16 protein-coding genes are annotated in these 17,204 nt (G+C 60.5%); 10 read left to right on the forward strand and 6 right to left on the reverse strand.

The window, feature by feature from the left end; all coding sequences use genetic code 11:
* Nucleotides 1–20 precede the first annotated feature (20 nt).
* From rng to tldD, 6 genes are all read left to right on the forward strand, one after another.
* Nucleotides 21–1,490 carry a ribonuclease G gene (rng, locus tag AB5Y83_RS07195; RefSeq protein ID WP_005340056.1) on the forward strand — a complete coding sequence of 490 codons (1,470 nt, stop codon included), beginning with the start codon at nt 21–23 and terminating at the stop codon, nt 1,488–1,490.
* The gene (locus AB5Y83_RS07200) at nt 1,491–5,384 is read left to right on the forward strand and encodes a YhdP family protein (protein ID WP_368174917.1); all 3,894 of its coding nucleotides are present in this window, start codon (nt 1,491–1,493) and stop codon (nt 5,382–5,384) included.
* A 34-nt stretch (nt 5,385–5,418) separates the two neighbouring features.
* Nucleotides 5,419–5,751, forward strand: coding sequence for a Dabb family protein (locus AB5Y83_RS07205; protein WP_368174918.1), 333 nt, complete (start codon nt 5,419–5,421; stop codon nt 5,749–5,751).
* A complete protein-coding gene (locus AB5Y83_RS07210) occupies nt 5,748–6,335 on the forward strand; it encodes a nucleotidyltransferase domain-containing protein (protein WP_368174919.1) in 588 nt (195 codons plus the stop codon). The genes AB5Y83_RS07205 and AB5Y83_RS07210 overlap by 4 nt, the downstream gene beginning before the upstream one ends.
* Nucleotides 6,336–6,354: 19 nt before the next feature.
* A complete protein-coding gene (locus AB5Y83_RS07215; RefSeq protein WP_368174920.1) occupies nt 6,355–7,173 on the forward strand; it encodes a carbon-nitrogen hydrolase family protein in 819 nt (272 codons plus the stop codon).
* Between the two features lie 70 nt (nt 7,174–7,243).
* Nucleotides 7,244–8,692 (forward strand): metalloprotease TldD, encoded by a 1,449-nt coding sequence (tldD, locus tag AB5Y83_RS07220; RefSeq protein ID WP_368174921.1) that lies wholly within the window; start codon nt 7,244–7,246, stop codon nt 8,690–8,692.
* Between the two features lie 131 nt (nt 8,693–8,823).
* Here the strand turns inward: tldD and AB5Y83_RS07225 are convergent, their stop codons facing one another.
* The 3 genes from AB5Y83_RS07225 to AB5Y83_RS07235 form a co-directional block, all read right to left on the reverse strand.
* Entirely contained in the window at nt 8,824–9,027 is a 204-nt protein-coding gene (locus tag AB5Y83_RS07225) for a hypothetical protein (RefSeq protein WP_005340062.1), read from the reverse strand.
* A 159-nt stretch (nt 9,028–9,186) separates the two neighbouring features.
* Nucleotides 9,187–9,909: a MarC family NAAT transporter gene (locus tag AB5Y83_RS07230; protein ID WP_149153721.1), complete on the reverse strand. Its 723-nt coding sequence runs from the start codon at nt 9,907–9,909 to the stop codon at nt 9,187–9,189.
* Nucleotides 9,910–10,047: 138 nt separating this feature from the next.
* The gene (locus tag AB5Y83_RS07235) at nt 10,048–11,367 is read right to left on the reverse strand and encodes an MFS transporter (protein ID WP_047434708.1); all 1,320 of its coding nucleotides are present in this window, start codon (nt 11,365–11,367) and stop codon (nt 10,048–10,050) included.
* Nucleotides 11,368–11,533: 166 nt separating this feature from the next.
* On the opposite strand from AB5Y83_RS07235, the gene AB5Y83_RS07240 reads away from it, so the two are divergent.
* The gene (locus tag AB5Y83_RS07240) at nt 11,534–12,208 is read left to right on the forward strand and encodes an ATP-binding protein (protein ID WP_368174946.1); all 675 of its coding nucleotides are present in this window, start codon (nt 11,534–11,536) and stop codon (nt 12,206–12,208) included.
* 106 nt (nt 12,209–12,314) lie between these two features.
* A complete protein-coding gene (aphA, locus tag AB5Y83_RS07245; protein WP_104016491.1) occupies nt 12,315–13,034 on the forward strand; it encodes an acid phosphatase AphA in 720 nt (239 codons plus the stop codon).
* A 77-nt stretch (nt 13,035–13,111) separates the two neighbouring features.
* On the opposite strand, the gene AB5Y83_RS07250 is transcribed toward aphA, so the two are convergent.
* Nucleotides 13,112–13,378: a hypothetical protein gene (locus tag AB5Y83_RS07250; RefSeq protein ID WP_368174922.1), complete on the reverse strand. Its 267-nt coding sequence runs from the start codon at nt 13,376–13,378 to the stop codon at nt 13,112–13,114.
* Nucleotides 13,379–13,546: 168 nt separating this feature from the next.
* Here AB5Y83_RS07250 and AB5Y83_RS07255 point away from each other — a divergent pair, with 168 nt between their 5' ends.
* Complete coding sequence (locus AB5Y83_RS07255; protein ID WP_041209645.1) at nt 13,547–14,368, forward strand: HDOD domain-containing protein; 822 nt, start codon at nt 13,547–13,549, stop codon at nt 14,366–14,368.
* Nucleotides 14,369–14,509: 141 nt separating this feature from the next.
* Entirely contained in the window at nt 14,510–15,007 is a 498-nt protein-coding gene (locus AB5Y83_RS07260) for a GNAT family N-acetyltransferase (protein ID WP_368174923.1), read from the forward strand.
* Between the two features lie 155 nt (nt 15,008–15,162).
* Here AB5Y83_RS07260 and AB5Y83_RS07265 read toward each other — a convergent pair whose 3' ends face one another.
* Together AB5Y83_RS07265 and AB5Y83_RS07270 are read right to left on the reverse strand one after the other, a co-directional pair.
* A complete protein-coding gene (locus AB5Y83_RS07265) occupies nt 15,163–15,339 on the reverse strand; it encodes a hypothetical protein (RefSeq protein ID WP_005340085.1) in 177 nt (58 codons plus the stop codon).
* Nucleotides 15,340–15,844: 505 nt separating this feature from the next.
* On the reverse strand, nt 15,845–17,122 hold the full coding sequence (locus tag AB5Y83_RS07270; protein ID WP_021231596.1) for a sodium:proton antiporter: 1,278 nt from the start codon (nt 17,120–17,122) through the stop codon (nt 15,845–15,847).
* Nucleotides 17,123–17,204: the final 82 nt, after the last annotated feature.

Consider the following 17,204-nt stretch of genomic DNA (forward strand, 5'->3'; position numbering starts at 1 on the left):
TGGAACAGGCAAGGTTACTTATGTCGGTAGAACTGCTGGTTAACGTTACCCCCTCCGAAACCCGGGTCGCTCTGGTCGAAAACGGTCTGCTGCAGGAAGTGCACGTAGAGCGTCAGGCCAAGCGCGGCATTGTCGGCAACATCTACAAAGGCAAGATCAGCCGGGTACTCCCGGGCATGCAGGCTGCCTTCGTCGATATCGGCATGGACAAGGCAGCCTTTTTGCACGCCTCTGATATCGTCCCTCACACCGAGTGTGTGGCGGTGAAGGAGAAGGAGCAGTTCCAGGTCGGTAACATCGCCGAGCTGGTGCGTCAGGGGCAGGACATCATGGTGCAGGTGGTGAAAGATCCGCTGGGTACCAAGGGTGCCCGTCTCACTACCGATATCACCCTGCCATCCCGCTATCTGGTCTTTATGCCGGGCAGTGCCCACGTCGGTGTCTCCCAGCGTATCGAGTCCGAAGCCGAGCGCGAGCGTCTCAAGCGCACCGTAGCCGGTTATGTGGACGAGCTGGGTGGTTACATCATCCGCACCGCTGCCGAAGGGGTGGGGGAGCAGGAGCTGGAGCAGGATGCTGCCTTCCTGAAACGGCTGTGGCGCAAGATCCTCGAGCGCAAGCAGAAGTATCCACCCTGCAAGATCCTCTACGAGGATCCCAGTCTGGCATTCCGGGTGGTGCGCGACTTTGTCGGTGCCGAGCTCGACAAGATCCGCGTTGACTCCCGCCAGAGCTTCGATCAGCTCAAGCGCTTCACCGAGGAGTACGTGCCTGAGCTGGCCAGCAAGCTGGAGTACTATCCTGGCGAGTCGCCCATCTTCGATCTCTACGACGTGGAGAACGAGATCCAGCGGGCGCTGGAGCGCAAGGTGGAGCTCAAATCCGGCGGTTACCTCATCATCGACCAGACCGAAGCCATGACTACGGTGGATATCAACACTGGCGCCTTTGTCGGCCATCGCAATCTGGAAGAGACCATCTTCAATACCAACGTCGAGGCGACGGCGGCCATCGCCCGTCACCTGCGCCTGCGCAACCTCGGTGGCATCATCATCATCGACTTCATCGACATGCAGTCGGAAGATCACCGCCGCCGGGTGCTGCACAGTCTGGAGCAGGCGCTGTCAAAGGATCGTGCCAAGACCAACGTCAATGGCTTCTCCCAGCTCGGTCTGGTGGAGATGACCCGCAAACGCACCCGCGAGAGTCTGGAGCATGTGCTCTGCTCCGAGTGCCCCGAGTGCAAGGGGCGCGGCCGGGTCAAGACGGTGGAGTCGGTCTGCTTCGAGATCCTGCGGGAGATCATCCGGGTCAATCGTGCCTATGATGCGGATCAGTTCACCGTCTACGCAGCCCCGGCCGTGGCCGACTACCTCCATGGCGAGGAGTCCCACAGCCTGGCGGAGCTGGAAGTGTTCATCGGCAAGCAGGTGCGGGTAGTGAGCGAACCCCTCTGCGGTCAGGAGCAGTTCGACGTGGTGATGATGTAATTGGTCTATCGCTGGCTGAGTCGGGGCTGGTTGGCCCTGGGGGTCCTGTTCGTACTGATGGCCATGCTGGTCACCCTTGTACGGGTCGGGGGCCCTTTGCTGAATCAATACCGGGAGAGTCTGATCCACACTCTGCTGGGTGATTCACAACTCAAGGTCAGCGTGGAGCAAGTGGGGCTGGACTGGACACAGTCCGGGCCCGCCCTCGAACTGCAGCAACTCGCCATCGCCCCGGATTCGGGGCGTTTTGCCGTACAGCTCGGCAAAGCCTGGGTGCATCTCGACTTCTGGCGCACTATTAACGAGCTAAAGCCGGTGTTTGGCGAGCTGATCCTGAGCGATGGCGATATCACCATCGACTTGCGCCAACCGGCTGATGACAGCCCCTCCGGCGATCCCCAGCAGGGCGCCCTGCTGCGCTTTCTGCTGACCCAGCTCTCCACCTTCGATGTGCACAACACCCGCCTCAGCGTCACCACCTCCCTCGGTGATCTGCGCGCCCTCGACATCGCCCAACTGCGCTGGCAGAACCGTGGCAAGCGCCATCAGGGGGTAGGCAAGGCTTACCTCATCAACGGGGTGGGCGAGAGCACCCTCGATCTTATTCTGGATGTGGACGCCCCGACGGCCCGGCTCGATCGCCTCAAGGGGCAACTCTATCTGGGGGCCCGCCAGCTCGATATCACACCGACCCTGGCCAAAATCCATGCGGGCGAACCCAAGGTTGCCGGTCAGCTCGACTTCCAGCTCTGGAGCGAGTTTGACAGCGGCAAGCTGGGCAATACCCTGCTGGCGTTTGGCAACAACTACCTGATCTGGAAGGATCCCAAGAAAGGGGATATGCACCGTTTCGGCCTCGATGGTGGCAAGATCCAGCTGCGCCGTGAGGGCACCGACTGGCAGCTGGCCAGCCACAACGTCACCTTCAAGCTGGATGGCAAACCCTGGTTGCAGAGCCGCTTGCAACTGGAACGGATCGGGGATCGGGTGCAGGGCTATCTGCCCAGTATTGAGTTCGACAAGATCACCCAGATCAGTCAGCTGGTCTCGGCGCTCTACCCCACACTCTGCGAGACCCTGCGCCAGACCAATCCGCAGGGTTCGGTGCAGGATCTGACGCTGCTGGCCAACGCCGACTGGCAGGGTCTCTCCCTCAGCGGCCGCTTCAGCAAGGTGCGCCTCAAGGCGTGGCAGGATATACCCGGGATGCAGGATCTCAACGGCGAGTTCTGGCTTACCCCGACCGGCGGTAGTGCCAGATTGGCGCTGGCGAACGACAAGGTGGATCCCGCCCGTCACTTCAAGATGCCTATCCCGGTCGACAACTTCTCGGCCCGCCTCGACTGGTGGCGCGAGGAACAGGGCTGGGTGCTCTACGGGCAGGATATCGCGCTGGATAACCCGGATCTGACCCTGTCCAGCCGTTTCCGCCTCGATCTGTTCGAGCACCCTTTCCTGGCCCTGACCGGCCGCATCGATGTGAAGAATGCGAGCCATGCGGATCGCTACTTCCCGCTGCAGGCGATGGATAAGGGGCTGGTGGATTACCTGAGCGGCGCCATCAAGGGGGGCAAGGCCAAGGGGGCCGACCTGCTCTGGTATGGCGAGTTCAGGGACTTTCCCTACGACAACGGCAAGGGCATCTTCCAGGTGGCGGTGCCGCTGGAGCAGGCCACCTACGAGTTCTTCCCCGGTTGGCAACCGCTCACCGACCTGCAGATCGATCTCTTGTTCCAGAATGCCGGTCTCGATATGCGCAGCCGATCCACCAAACTCGGCAAGGCGAGTTCCGACTCGGTGCATGCCTGGATCCCGGATCTCTCCCCCGGCGCCCACCTCTATGTGGATGCCAAGGTGCAGGGGGAGGGCAAGGCCATCAGCGACTACCTGCAGGACTCCCCGCTGGGCAGTTCGGTGGGACAGGCGCTGCGGGAGATCGAGATCCGCGGCCCGATGGCCGGTTCGGTCAAGCTCGATATTCCTCTCGATGGCGAGAGCGAGGTCAAGGCGAGCGGCGATGCCACCTTTAGCAACAACAAGGTGCGGGTCGCCAGTCTGGACCTGCCGCTGGAGAAGGTGCAGGGGCGGCTTGAATATGACAACGAACAGACCCGCTTCAGCAACCTCAAAGCGAGCCTGTGGAACCAGCCGCTGACCCTCGATTATCAGGGGCGCCAGCATCCGGATCACTATCAGGTCGACCTCGATTTCAAGGGGCAGTGGGATAGCCGCCGCCAACCCGCCGCCATCTCTTCATTCGGCATTCTCAACGGCCGCAGCAACTGGGGCGGCAAGCTCGGGTTGACCCTGCCCGACAGCAAGCCGTTCAGCTTCCAGCTGGCGCTCGACTCCAACTTGCAGGGGGTGGGGCTGGATCTGCCGCTGCCGCTGGCCAAGAGCAGCGCCAGCCGGCTGCCGCTCAAGGTGATCGCCCGTGGCCGGGATGGCAGCGCCGACATTCGTGCCGTACTGGGGGCCGATGTGGATATGCAGACCCGACTGGTCTACGGCGAAGGGGTACCTTATCTCAGCCGGGTGCGGGTCGATGTGGGTCAGCCGGGCGCCCGGGTAATGCGCGATGCCCCCATGCTGCTCGCCATCAACCAGCAGGAGGCCGATGTGGGCGGCTGGCTGGCCAGACTCAAGCAGTGGTTGCCAGCGCAGAACCAGACTGGCAATGCGGTGGTTGGCCCGGCCTTCCTGCCGCAGGAGTGGTGGGTGGATGGACAGCTGGCTCGCGCCTATATCGGCAGTGCCACCCTCAAGGCGGCGCGTTTCACCGTGGGGCCGACCAATCAGGCGACCGAGGTGATGATCGACAGTCCCGACGTGATGGGGGTGATCCGCCTGCCTGCAGTAGCCAATCGTCCGGTGGATGCCAAGTTTGCCCGTATCTACTGGTCCGGCAAGAGTTCGGATCTCAGCCCGGATCCCGATGCGCAGCAGGACAACGCCATCATGGCATCCATCCCCTGGTTGAAGGTGAGCTGTGTCGATTGCCGCTTTGGCGAGCTGCCTCTTGGTGAAGTGAAAGGGGAGCTGGTGCCCGGCGCCAACAAGGTGACCCTCAAGGGGCTGGATGTGCGGCTGGCTGGGAGTCAGCTCACCGGCAGCGTCGACTGGCTGGCCAATGGCAACCGGATGCAGACCCGCGCTCGTGGCAAGCTGACCAGCAACAACAGCGAGCTGCTGCTCAAGCGGCTCGGCTACACCTCGCCCATCGGCGATGCCCCCGGCTCCCTCGCTTTTGATCTGAACTGGCAGGATGTGCCCTATCGTCCGAACCTGCCGACTCTGGGGGGAAGTGCCAACTATCAGCTGGAGGGCGGCACCCTGCGGGAGGTCAACGATAAGGGGGCACGGCTGCTCTCCCTGCTCAGCCTCGATTCCCTGCTGCGCAAGCTGCGGCTCGATTTTCGCGATGTGTTCGACAAGGGCTTCTACTTCGAATCCATGTCCGCCTCTGCCACCATCAAGCAGGGACAGGTCAGCAACGATGATTTCTATATGAAGGGGGCGGCAGGCAACCTGCGCGGTGAGGGGATCGCCGATCTGGTGCGCTGGCGGCTCGACTACGAGCTGAGCTTCTCTCCCAATCTGGGGGGCACCCTGCCGGTGGTGGCGGCCTTCTCCATCACGCCGGTCACGGGTCTCTATGTGCTGGCCCTCTCCAAACTGCTGGAGCCGGTGGTGGATGTGGTGACCCGCATCGATTTTCGCATCTCGGGCCCGCTAGACGCACCCAAGCTGATCGAGGCGGGGCGAGATCGCGCGCGCATCAAGCTCAACCAGCAGCAGAAAGAGGCGGTTGACGCCGTTGCCCCCGGCCTGCCGACCCAAGAGGTGACCCCTTTCCTGCTGAGCCCCAAACACGCGGGGCCTGCTCAGCGCTGAACGAGCGGCCCGGCACCATCACAAGGAGTGAGCCATGATCCGACATATCCTGCTGATCGCCTTCAAGCCGGGCACCCAGCCTGCCCAGATAGATACGGTGCGTAACGCTTTTCTCGCCATTCCCCATCAGGTCAACGGCGTGACCGCCGTGGAGTGGGGGGAGAATGACAGCCCGGAGGGGAGGGATGATGGCTTTACTCACAGCGTGCTGATGACCTTCGCCGACGAAGCAGCCCGCCAGCGCTATCTGCCCCATCCGGATCACGATGCCCTCAAGGCCATCTTTCGCCCGGTGCTGGAGCGCATCATAGTGCTGGATTACACCCTGCAGGCGGGGGATCGGGTTGTGTCAGAGGGGCCGTTATGATGGTGGATGAGCACTGGGCTGCCATCCCGCCACTGCAGCGCGCACTGCTGGAGTCGGTGATGCAACATGGCGCAGCCCATCCTGCGATTGATGCTGGGGTAGTGGTTGGGTCGCTCGCCAAGGGCAAGGCAGACCGGGTATCCGATGTCGATCTCTTGTTGCTGGCCGAGCCCGGCTTCCATAAGCAGGGAGACGAACTGGTGCGCACCATTGTGGGGGATCGGCCCATCTTTCACTGCTGGCAAGGAAGACATGAAGAGGTCTGTTCATACTGGCGCTTCATATTCCTCGACATGTCCAGCATCGAGATCCACATCCTTGATCGGGGTGCTGAGTTCCCCCTTGCCAAACCTTATTTGCCACTGTTCGATAAAACTTCCTCCCTTGGTGTGCTTGAGGTATCTGGCCCTGCCCCAAGCCATTGGGACTTTCCTGCCTATATGGCTGAAGGGGATGGTCTGGTGTGGGAGTTGTTCGATTGCCTCAAATGGGCGGAGCGGGGGCAGCGGGGATTGGTCAGGCATCATCTTCGCAAGTTGCTGGCAGAAATGGATAAAGACCCGAATATTGTGGATCGCGATTAATGCGGACAAGGAGAACGTCATGTGGTTAGCCGCAATACAGCTAGTATCTGGCCGTCACTGGCAGGATAACCGGGAGCAGATCGCCGCTGAACTGGCGGCCTTGCCCAAAGAGCGGCCGCTGCTGGTGCTGTTGCCGGAGAACTTTGCCCTGTTTGGCGAACGGCAGGGTTATCTGGATGGGGCCGAGACCATAGGTGAGGGCCCGATCCAGCAGCAGCTGGCCGAATGGGCACGAGATTACGGCATCTGGCTGGTGGCCGGGGCTATGCCGACAAGAATGCCGACCACCATCGCAGGTTCCGACCATATCCACACCAGCTCGCTGGTGTTTGACCCCAGCGGTGAGCTCAGGGGCCACTACCACAAGATCCACCTGTTCGACGTGGATGTGGCGGACAATCACGGTCGCTACCGTGAGTCGGAGACCTTCAGCCCGGGGGAGGCGCCTGTGTTGGTGGACTCTCCCTTTGGTCCCCTCGGCCTCTCGATCTGTTATGATCTGCGCTTTCCCGAGCTCTACCGCCAGTTGGCCCGAGCCGGTGCCCGCGTGCTGCTGGTGCCTGCCGCCTTTACCGCCGTGACCGGCGAGGCGCACTGGGAGCCGCTGCTGCGTGCCCGAGCCATCGAAAACCAGTGCTACGTAGTTGCTGCCAATCAGGGCGGCACTCACGAGACGGGGCGCCAGACCTGGGGCCACAGCATGGTGATCGACCCATGGGGCCGGGTGCTGGCCAGCAAGGAGTCCGGGCGTGGCACCGTATTGGCGCAGATGGAGCCCGGATTTATCGACGAATTGCATCGCACCATGCCAGTGCTGACCCATGCCCGTTTGTTGTGATGGCGCGGTTTGTTGTCAACCCGTCGGCAAGACGATTTAAAACAGCTCGTTACGAGAGTGGAGAAGAAGATTGAGTCTATTGAGCCAGGTTAGTGCCTCCCTGTTGGCCCCCAACGACCTCGATGAAGGGCGCCTGCAGCAGCTGCTCGGCAGCCTGATGAGCCATCAGGTGGAGTTCGGCGATCTCTATTTCCAGCGCAGCTGGCACGAGTCCTGGATGCTGGAAGATGGCATCGTCAAGGATGGCAGCTACAACATCGATCAAGGGGTCGGGGTGCGCGCCGTCAGCGGCGAGAAGACCGGCTTCGCCTACTCGGACGAGCTGAGCCTGCTGGCGTTGCAACAGTCGGTGACTGCCGCTCGCGGCATCGCCGCAGCCGGGGCTCACGGCAAGGTGAAGGCATGGGCCCGCACCGAAACGAACCTGCTCTATCCGGCCATGGATCCGCTGCAGACCCTCGACAAGCATCAGAAGATTGCCCTGCTGGAGCAGATGGACAAGTTCGCCAGAAGTCTGGAGCCCGCCATCAATCAGGTGATGGCCTCCATCAGCGGCGTCTACGAAGAGGTGCTGGTGGCCGCCACCGACGGCACCCTGGCCGCGGATGTGCGTCCGCTGGTGCGTCTGTCGGTGACGGTGATCGCCGAGAAGGGCGATCGCCGCGAGCGTGGCAGTGCCGGTGGCGGCGGGCGCTTTGGTTACGACTGGTTCCTCGAACTGGACGGGCTGGAGAGCCGCGCCTTTGGCTATGTGCGTGAAGCTGTGCGTCAGGCGCTGGTCAATCTGGAAGCCATCGACGCGCCAGCAGGCACCATGCCGGTGGTGCTGGGCTCCGGCTGGCCCGGCGTGCTGCTGCACGAGGCGGTAGGTCATGGTCTGGAGGGGGATTTCAACCGCAAGGGATCTTCCGCATTTGCTGGCCGCATCGGCGAGCAGGTGGCCTCCAAGCACTGTACCATCGTCGATGATGGCACCCTGCCGGGTCGGCGCGGCTCCGTCTCCATCGATGACGAGGGGACTCCGGGTGGCTACAACGTGCTGATTGAGAACGGTATCCTCAAGGGCTATCTGCAAGACAAGCAGAACGCTCGCCTGATGGGTGTGCCACTCACCGGCAACGGGCGCCGCGAATCCTACGCCGCCATGCCGATGCCGCGCATGACCAACACCTACATGCTGGCGGGCCAGTATGATCCGGCGGAGATCATCGCCTCGGTGAAGAAGGGCATTTACGCCCCCAACTTCGGTGGCGGCCAGGTGGACATCACCTCCGGCAAGTTCGTCTTCTCCGCCTCCGAGGCCTACCTCATCGAGGATGGCAAGATCACTGCCCCCATCAAGGGCGCGACCCTGATCGGCAACGGCCCAGAAGCGATGAGCCAGGTCTCCATGGTGGGTAGCGACCTTGCGCTGGATCGTGGGGTTGGCATCTGCGGCAAGGAGGGGCAGAGCGTGCCGGTCGGTGTCGGCCAACCTACCCTCAAACTGGATCAGCTCACCGTAGGTGGCACTTCGTAGGTTGGGTTAGCCGCGCAGCGGCGTAACCCGATGCATTCAAACCCCGGCCCTTGCCGGGGTTTTGCTATTCAGGGAACCACAGACAACAAAAAGCCCCGGTCGTTGGACCGGGGCTGGCGGGTTATTCGGTATCAGTTGACGGATATGGCGCGGGCGTCGATGAAATAGCGAGCGTTACCCTGTTTGTCGATCTGGATTTTGGCAACCAGCTGCTCTTGATCTTTATATTCCCAGCGTTGCTCGATCTTGGCGAGGGATGGGCTCGCAATCCCAACCACGTTCAGGTACTCGTGAAACAGGCTATGGCTCCCTATTTCGGTCAGCATCTTGTCCATCTGCATACTCTCCTGAAGTTGAGTGGGTATTCATCAACAAACCTATCAGCGTCCATCTGAATAAAGTCTGTATGAAAAACAAACTAACTCATTTGTGTGTCAATAACATGATCAGGGACAAGATCAGTGCAGATCGTCAGGGACTTTTTGATACCGTTTTCAATCAGAGCCGGTGGGCTTCTGCGGCAACTGATCAAACGTGCCGGAAGCCTGAGGTAGCGCCGGTGCGGTTTGCACGGTCTGGCCGCCGTGGAAGACCGGATCCTGTGCCACTTCCTTGATGCCGTTGATGCAAAACTGCATACCCATGCAGACCAGCAGGAAGCCCATGATGCGGGTCATGGCATCGATGCCGGTGGCGCCCAAGATCTTGCAGACCGGATCCGCCAGCTTCAATACTCCCCAGCTGATCAGGCTCATCAGGGCAAACGCTGTTACCACACCAACGTAGATGGTGAGGCGGTTGTACTCGTCAGGCAGCTCGGCAATCTGGGCTGCCCCGCTTATTACCAGCGCCATGGTACCTGGTCCGCACATGCTAGGCATGGTGAGCGGTACGAAGGCGATGCTCTGGTTGATGTCGACCCCGCTCTGCTGGCTGGGGGCGGGGAACAGCATGCGAAAGCCGATAAAGCCGATGATGAGGCCACCGGCCAGGCGCAAGCCCGGAATGGAGATCCCGAACAGATCCAGGATCGAGGATCCGATAAAGAAGGTGATGCAGAGGGTGCAGAACAGATAGATGGCGGCCAGATTGACCTGACGGCGCACGTGTTCGCGCGACATCCCCTTGCTCAGTCCCAGCAGCAGGGTGGCCGTGGTGGGCGGGTTGACCATGGGCAGCAGCGCCAGCAAGGTGAGTAATACGACCTGAAAGAACATCTTGAGCCTCGGATAAAGAGTTGGGAGCCATGGGGCGATGCGGGTGGCAGGCCCCAGAGGGAGGCTATCTTATGCTGGCGAAACTGAACATAAGCAGTACAAAAAAGCCCCGGCAGATACCGGGGCTTGTTGTTCGGGTCAGGCCGCTTGCGGCGCTTGCTGCTGCCGGATGGCCCGTTGCTGGAACCAGAGCCAGAGACCGATGGCGAAACCCAGCACCGACAGGCTCACCACATAGTGGGAGGGGGCCAGCATGTCGCTCTTCATCCAGAGGGTCACCGCCATCGGGGTGAGGCCGCCGAAGATGGCGTAGGCCACGTTGTAGGAGAACGACAGACCGGAGAAGCGCACCACCGGCGGGAAGGCGTTGACCATCACGTAAGGCACGGCGCCGACAATCCCGACCGCAAAGCCTGCCAGCATATAGAGCGGCACCAGCTGGCTCGTACCGGCCGCCAGACCGTGATAGAAGGCGTAGCTGGAGCCCGCCAGCAGCAGGGAGCCGAACATGAAGGTGAGACCGCTGCCCAGCAGGTCGATCAGTCGGCCATAGACGATGCAGCCGAGGGTCAGGGCAACGATCGCCAGCGAGTTGGCGGTCAGGGCGTCAGCCGGGCTGATGCCATAGACCTTCTGCAGATAGGTGGGGGTCATCAGGATCACCACCACGATACCGGCGGAGAGCAGCCAGGTGAGCAGCATGGAGACCACCACGCTGCTCTTGTGGTTGCGCAGTACCGACTTGAGGGGGAGCTCATCGGCCAGGGTCTTGTTGGCTTTCATCTCGGCGAAGACCGGGGTCTCGTGCAACCAGCGACGCAGGTACATGGCGACGATGCCGAAGATACCGCCCAGCAGGAAGGGCACTCGCCAGCCCCACTCGCTCACTTCGGCTGGTGTCAGGCTCTTGTTGACCGCAGTGGCGATGAGGGAGCCAAGCAGGATGCCGGCCGTCAATCCCGCCGTGAGCGTGCCGCAGGCGACCCCGACTCGACGGGCAGGGACGTGCTCGGCGACAAACACCCAAGCGCCCGGCACTTCACCGCCGATGGCGGCGCCTTGCAGGATCCGCAGTCCCAGCAGGGCGATGGGGGCGCCGATACCGAGCACCGCATAGGTGGGCAGCAGACCGATCAACAGGGTCGGCAGCGCCATCATGATGATGCTGAGGGTGAACATCCGCTTGCGACCGATGAGATCGCCAAAGTGTGCCATGATGATGCCGCCAAGCGGGCGGGCCAGATAACCGGCTGCGAAGATGCCGAAGGTCTGGAACTGGCGCAGCCACTCGGGAATATCTGCCGGGAAGAACAGCTCGCCGATGACCACGGCGAAGAAGACGAAGATGATGAAGTCGTAAAACTCCAGCGCGCCGCCGAGGGCAGCCAGGCTCAGGGTTTTGTAATCCTGTCGATTGAGGGGGCGGGCGTGATCGTGCTGTTGTGTGCTTGTGGTCATATCCGTATGTTTCCCATCGGTTTTTTTAGTTATTGTCACCCCGGACAAGGGGCATATACAGGTGATCGAGAGTATGCTGCCTGCCTCTTGTGTGTAAATCGCGCAATTCGCAACACTGTCTTGCATCTTTTTGGGGCAATCCGAGTGCCCCGCTGGCGGAGGAATGATGGAAAAGAAACTGGTACTGCTCTCCTGGAGCAGCGGTAAGGATTGCGCATGGGCATTGCATCAGTTGCGGCAAGACCCCGCCATCGAGGTGGTGGGGCTGTTTACTACCCTCAATCAGGCATTCGAGCGGGTGGCGATGCACGGGGTGCGCAAGCAGCTTTTGACCGAGCAGGCCGCCTGTGTCGGTCTGCCCCTCATCACCATCGATCTGCCCTGGCCCTGCAGCAACGAGGATTACGCCCGCATCATGACCGGCTTTATCGCCGATGTGGTTGCGCAGGGGATCCGCCATATGGCGTTTGGCGATCTCTTCCTTGAGGATGTGCGAGCCTACCGGGAGAAACAGTTGGCCGGTACCGGCATCGAGCCGCTCTTCCCACTCTGGGGCAGCAACACCCGGGAGCTGGCGCAGCAGATGATGACGGCGGGGTTGAAGGCGAGGATCAGCACCCTAGATCCGAAAAAGCTGGATGGTGCGCTGGGGGGCCATGAGTTTGACGAGGCACTGCTGGCTGCTCTGCCCGAGGGGGTTGACCCTTGTGGCGAGAACGGCGAGTTTCACACCTTGGCCTACGACGGCCCCATGTTTGCGCGCCCACTCGGGATCCGGGTCGGCGAGACAGTGGTGCGCGATGGCTTTGTCTTTACCGATCTGCTGCCAATCGAAGATTAATTATCGGGCTCCAAATGCTCCCTTTTGCCGGGAGATTCACAGTTTGCCAAGCAGCAAGGGGGCACTATTGGCCCCCTCTTTTGTTTGAAGATAAAGGCGCTTTTTTATGAAACTGAACGCCCGTCCGGCGCTGCTTGCCACCCTGTTGGCTGCCACACTCACCATGCCAGCAGTTGCCCGTGAGGCAGCGACGCTCCAGCCGGTTCCTGCCGGTGTTACCACTGTGACTCTGGCCCAGCAGGCCCCCATCCACTGGGTCTCGGTGGAGCAGATTGCCAAGAGTCTTGATGGATTGCCGCCAATGGCGGTCGGCTTTGATATCGACGACACTCTGCTATTCTCCAGCCCGGGGTTCTATCGCGGCAAGCAGGAGTTCTCTCCCAACGACGAGAGCTACCTGAAGAACCCGGCCTTCTGGGAGAAGATGAACAACGGTTGGGATGAATTCAGCGTGCCGAAAGAGGTGGGCAAGGCGCTCATCGCCATGCACCTCAAGCGCGGCGATCACATCTATTTCGTCACCGGTCGCTCGGCCACCAAGACCGAGACGGTGAGCAAGACCCTGCAGCAGACCATGAATATTCCGGCCGACCAGCTCAACCCGGTGATCTTTGCCGGCGACCAGCCGGGGCAGAATACCAAGGTGCAGTGGCTAAAGGACAAGCAGATGAAGATCTTCTACGGCGATGCCGATGGCGATATCAAGGCGGCGCAGGAGATCGGCATTCGCGGCATTCGTCTGCTGCGCTCGGCCAACTCCACCTATCGGCCACTGCCGCTGGCAGGGGCGCTGGGGGAAGAGGTGATCATCAACTCCCAGTTCTGATCGCCTGGTGTTCAACAGATGTAAAGAAGGGCGGGGCCATCGGCACCCGCCCTTTTTGCATCCGTCATCAAGCTCGGTCAGTCGTCTGCCCAGGGCATCTCGGGCAGGCTGTCGAGGAACTCGCCATAGCGGGTCAGATTGAAAGGGCCCTGAGCGGCCTCCATCGCCATCAGCTCGGCGCCGAGGGCGCAGGCGATATATTGCAGTGACTCTTCCCGCGGGGTGCCCTTCATCACCAGTCTCATCAAGGTAGCTTTCACGTGGGGCGGGTGACCGTCGTTGAGTTGGTTCTCCACCATCTCCAGCAGTGCGTCTTCGTCAAAAAATTCCTGAGAGTCGTTCATCGTTTTTTCGCATCAGTGAGTGAGGAGCGCAGTATAACCCGAAGCGGAGCGGCTCCCGTTTACCATCCACACAAACAATCCGATCACGCAGCCATTTGTTACTCATAATTAACGGGAGTTTGCCGCGGCAAACAGGTTGGAACACAGATAACATGGATGGACACGCCTATGCCCACGATAGATTCCCTGCTGGCTGAGCCCAAGCTACTGCCCCAGATCCCGGAAGTGATGCGCGATTTGATCCAGACCTTCAATGAAAAGGATCCGGATCTGCTGAAGATCAGCAAGCTGATCAACAAGGACCCTGTCATCTCCGCCAAGCTGTTGCGTCTGGCCAACTCGGCCAAGTTCGGCAGCAGTCGCCAGATCGGTACCGTCAATGAAGCTGCGGTGCGGCTTGGACTGGCGATGGTGCGCAACATGGTGCTGGCCTGCGGGCTGACCGAATCGGTCACTGCGGTGCCCGGCATTGACCTCAAACATTTCTGGGGCTGCGTGTTCAACGTGGCAGAGCTGGCGCGTCGTCTGGCGGTGAAGAAGGGAATGAAGGGGGATGAGGTCTTTACCTGCGCCCTGCTCTATGACCTTGGCCGACTGGTGATGCATGTGGGGCTGCCGGAAAACACCGTCCACCACATTCACGATCTGGAATTGCACAAGGGGCGGGCCAAGGCGGAAGAGCTGGTGGTCGGCTTCAACTATGCCCAGGTCGGTGCTGCCATGGCGCGATACTGGAAGTTCCCCGAGACCATCAGCAACGCGGTGGAGTATCACTACAACCCCATGCTGGCCAAAGAGTTCTCCGCCGAGGCGGGGCTTATCCATCTGGCGATCGTGCTGGCCGCGCAATCCGATGTGGGTGAAGAAGCGCCACCCGAGTGGCCTGCCAAGGTAGCGGAGAAGCTGGGGCTCTCCTGGGCCGATTGCGCAGCCCAGTTCACTGCGTTGCGCGAGCAGGGTAATGGCTATGCCGGGTTGCTGGCTGCCTGACTGCTCTGCTACCGCCGTGTGGCATCGTAAAAAGGGGCCGAGGTTGGCCCCCTTTTCATGGCCGTGAGCCCGCTATTGCTTGTCAGCCGGTTGCCGAGGGGGCACTCTGCTGACTTCGCCTGTTTTGAGAGAGTCCTTGCCATGATTACCTCCCCCCGTCTCGTACTGCGTGAACTGACCATCGCCGACGCCCCCTTCATTCTCGAACTGCTCAATGATGCCGATTTCCATCGTTACATCGGCGATCGGGGAGTTCGCACACTCGAGCAGGCGCAGGAGTATATCCAGCAGGGACCGGCGGTTAGCTATGCCCGTCATGGTCACGGCCTCTATCTGGTGGTGCGGAAAGAGGATGGGGTCAGCCTCGGCATCTGCGGCCTTATCAAACGCGACAGCTTGCCTCGTGAAGATATCGGTTACGCCTTCCTGCCGCAGTATCGCGGTCATGGCTACGCCATTGAGGCCGCGCAGGCCACCATCGCCGATGGCAAAAGCCGGTTGGGGATCGGGCAGGTAATTGCCATCGTTACCCCGGGCAATGAGCGTTCAATCGGCCTGTTGGCCAAGCTGGGGCTGGTGCGCAGTCGACTGGTCAAGTTGAGCGAAGATGCTGATGAGTGCCTGCTGCTGGAGCAGTGATCAAGGTCAGAGAGCGGGAAAGCGAATGGCGAGGTGGCTGTCAGGCTGAGTGACAAGCAAGAGCCCTGGTCTGGCTAAAGGCGTGAGAGAGAAGCAAAGAGGCCGCCGTGAGTTGCGGCCTGTCTGCATCGGGCGCTGCCGGAGGGCAGGCAGGATCAGTTGAGGTCTTCGATGGAGAACTCGCCAGCGATACCATCACAGGAGATGGCGAAACCGCCGCTGAAGCGGGTGCTGAACTGGATCAGAAACGCATCATTGTCGTGCTCTTGCACAGGCAGGTTGATGGGCTTGCTGCGACGCAGGGGCTTGTGTGTTTGTACTGCTTTCATCATGGTATTTCTCTATATAAATTAGGTGTTTGCTCCTTGTATTGGCAAATGTCAGGTCAATGGCGCGGTCGATTGGGTGAACGACAAGCGCGCAGGAATACCCAGCCCGGTTAAGGGGCGTCTGCACTTTCAAGGAATATGCTGATGCATAAATCAAATTGGGTGGGCAGATCGGGTCTGCACCGTGAGAGCCGGGCAACGCAGGCAGACAGCCTGACGGTTCTCAAGGCGAGTAAATCAGAAGAAGGTTATGCGGGTACTGGCAGGATTCATCGTGAGGTGAAGCATTGCAGGGTAAACATAAACAGGGCTGATTAACTAGCCGACGCGCATTCTCTCCTCGAAATGAATAAAAAGCAAACAATAATTTGCCGATGTTGAAGTCAGTACGCTTTTCCTCTGTGTTATCAAGGGGCTATCAGCAGCAAATATTCGCATCTATCCGCCATAAAAAGAGGGCTCCCGACGGGAGCCCTCTCTCATTCTGGAACCAGCACAGTGGGCCGACTCAGTAGTCGCCACAGGCCTTTTTGGCAGCCGTGATCATCGGGGTGATGGTCATGCCTTGCACCACGATGGAGAACATCACCACCGAGTAGGTCATCACCAGGATGACCTGACGCAGGTCGACGCCATGTTCCGGGATCATCATGACGCCGGAGGGGAGTGCCAGTGCCATCGCCATCGCCAGACCACCGCGCAGGCCACCCCAGGTGAGGATCCGCACCGAGAAGGTGTTGTAATTGCGGAATCGGCGGAAAGCCACATAGGGCAGCGACACGCTGATAAAGCGGGCACCCAGGCAGAGCGGCACCGCAATGACCAGCAGGATCCAGTCACGCCAGGCGAGATCCAGCAGTACCAGCGCCAGACCGATCAGCAGGAACAGCAGGGCGTTGAGGAACTGGTCCATCAACTCCCAGAAGTGGTCCAGGTGATGGCTGCTCTGCTCGGAGAAGCCGGAGTGACGGGTCCAGTTGCCGATCATGATGCCGGTGACCACCATGGCCAGTGCGCCGGATACGCCGATCATGTTGGCAAAGGCAAAACCGGCGGTCGGGATGCAGAGGGTCAGCAGCAGCTCCAATGAACCGTCATCGGTGGCGCTGATCATCACGTGGGCGATGAGGCCCAGCACGGCACCGAACAGGATGCCGCCGAGGGCTTCGTGCAGGAACAGACCGGCTACGCTACCGAAGGTGGGCTCGACACCGCCAAAGGCGACGGCAAACACGGTAGCGAAGATGACGAGGCCAACACCATCGTTGAAGAGGGATTCCCCTTCGATCTGGATGGCGATCTGGGGTGGCGCTTTCATCTTCTTGACGATGGCCAGTACGGCAATCGGGTCAGTGGGGGAGATCAGCGCGCCGAACAGCATGCAGTAGACCAGCGGCAACTCCCAGCCCAGCAGCTTGGCGATAAACCAGAAGCCGTAGCCGATGAGGAAGGTGGAGAGCAGGGTGGCAATGATGGCCAGAATGGTGATCTCCCACTTCTGGCTACGCAGCGCCTTGAGGTTGATGCCAAGGCCACCGGCGAACAGCAGGAAGCCCAGAATCCCCTTCAGCAGGAAGTTCTGGAAGTCGATGCTCTCCATGGTCTTGACGGCAAGAGGTTCCAGGTTGAACCAGCCCAGTTTGCCAAACAGCACCAGCAGTGCGGAGATCAGCATGGAGCCCGCAGTAATGGCGATGGTGGTCTGGATCTTCACAACATACTGGTTGGCAAAGGCGATAAAAATCGCCAACGCTGCCAGAAAACAGAGTGTGTAGTAGACGCTCATAGTTATTTTTTTCTCGTTGGTAGACAGCAAGCACGTATCCCTATGCAGGACGGGCATAGGTTACTCTCGGGCCCTATGTTAC

The sequence above is a fragment of the Aeromonas sp. R5-4 genome (assembly GCF_040908215.1).
GTDB classification, from domain to species: domain Bacteria; phylum Pseudomonadota; class Gammaproteobacteria; order Enterobacterales; family Aeromonadaceae; genus Aeromonas; species Aeromonas veronii.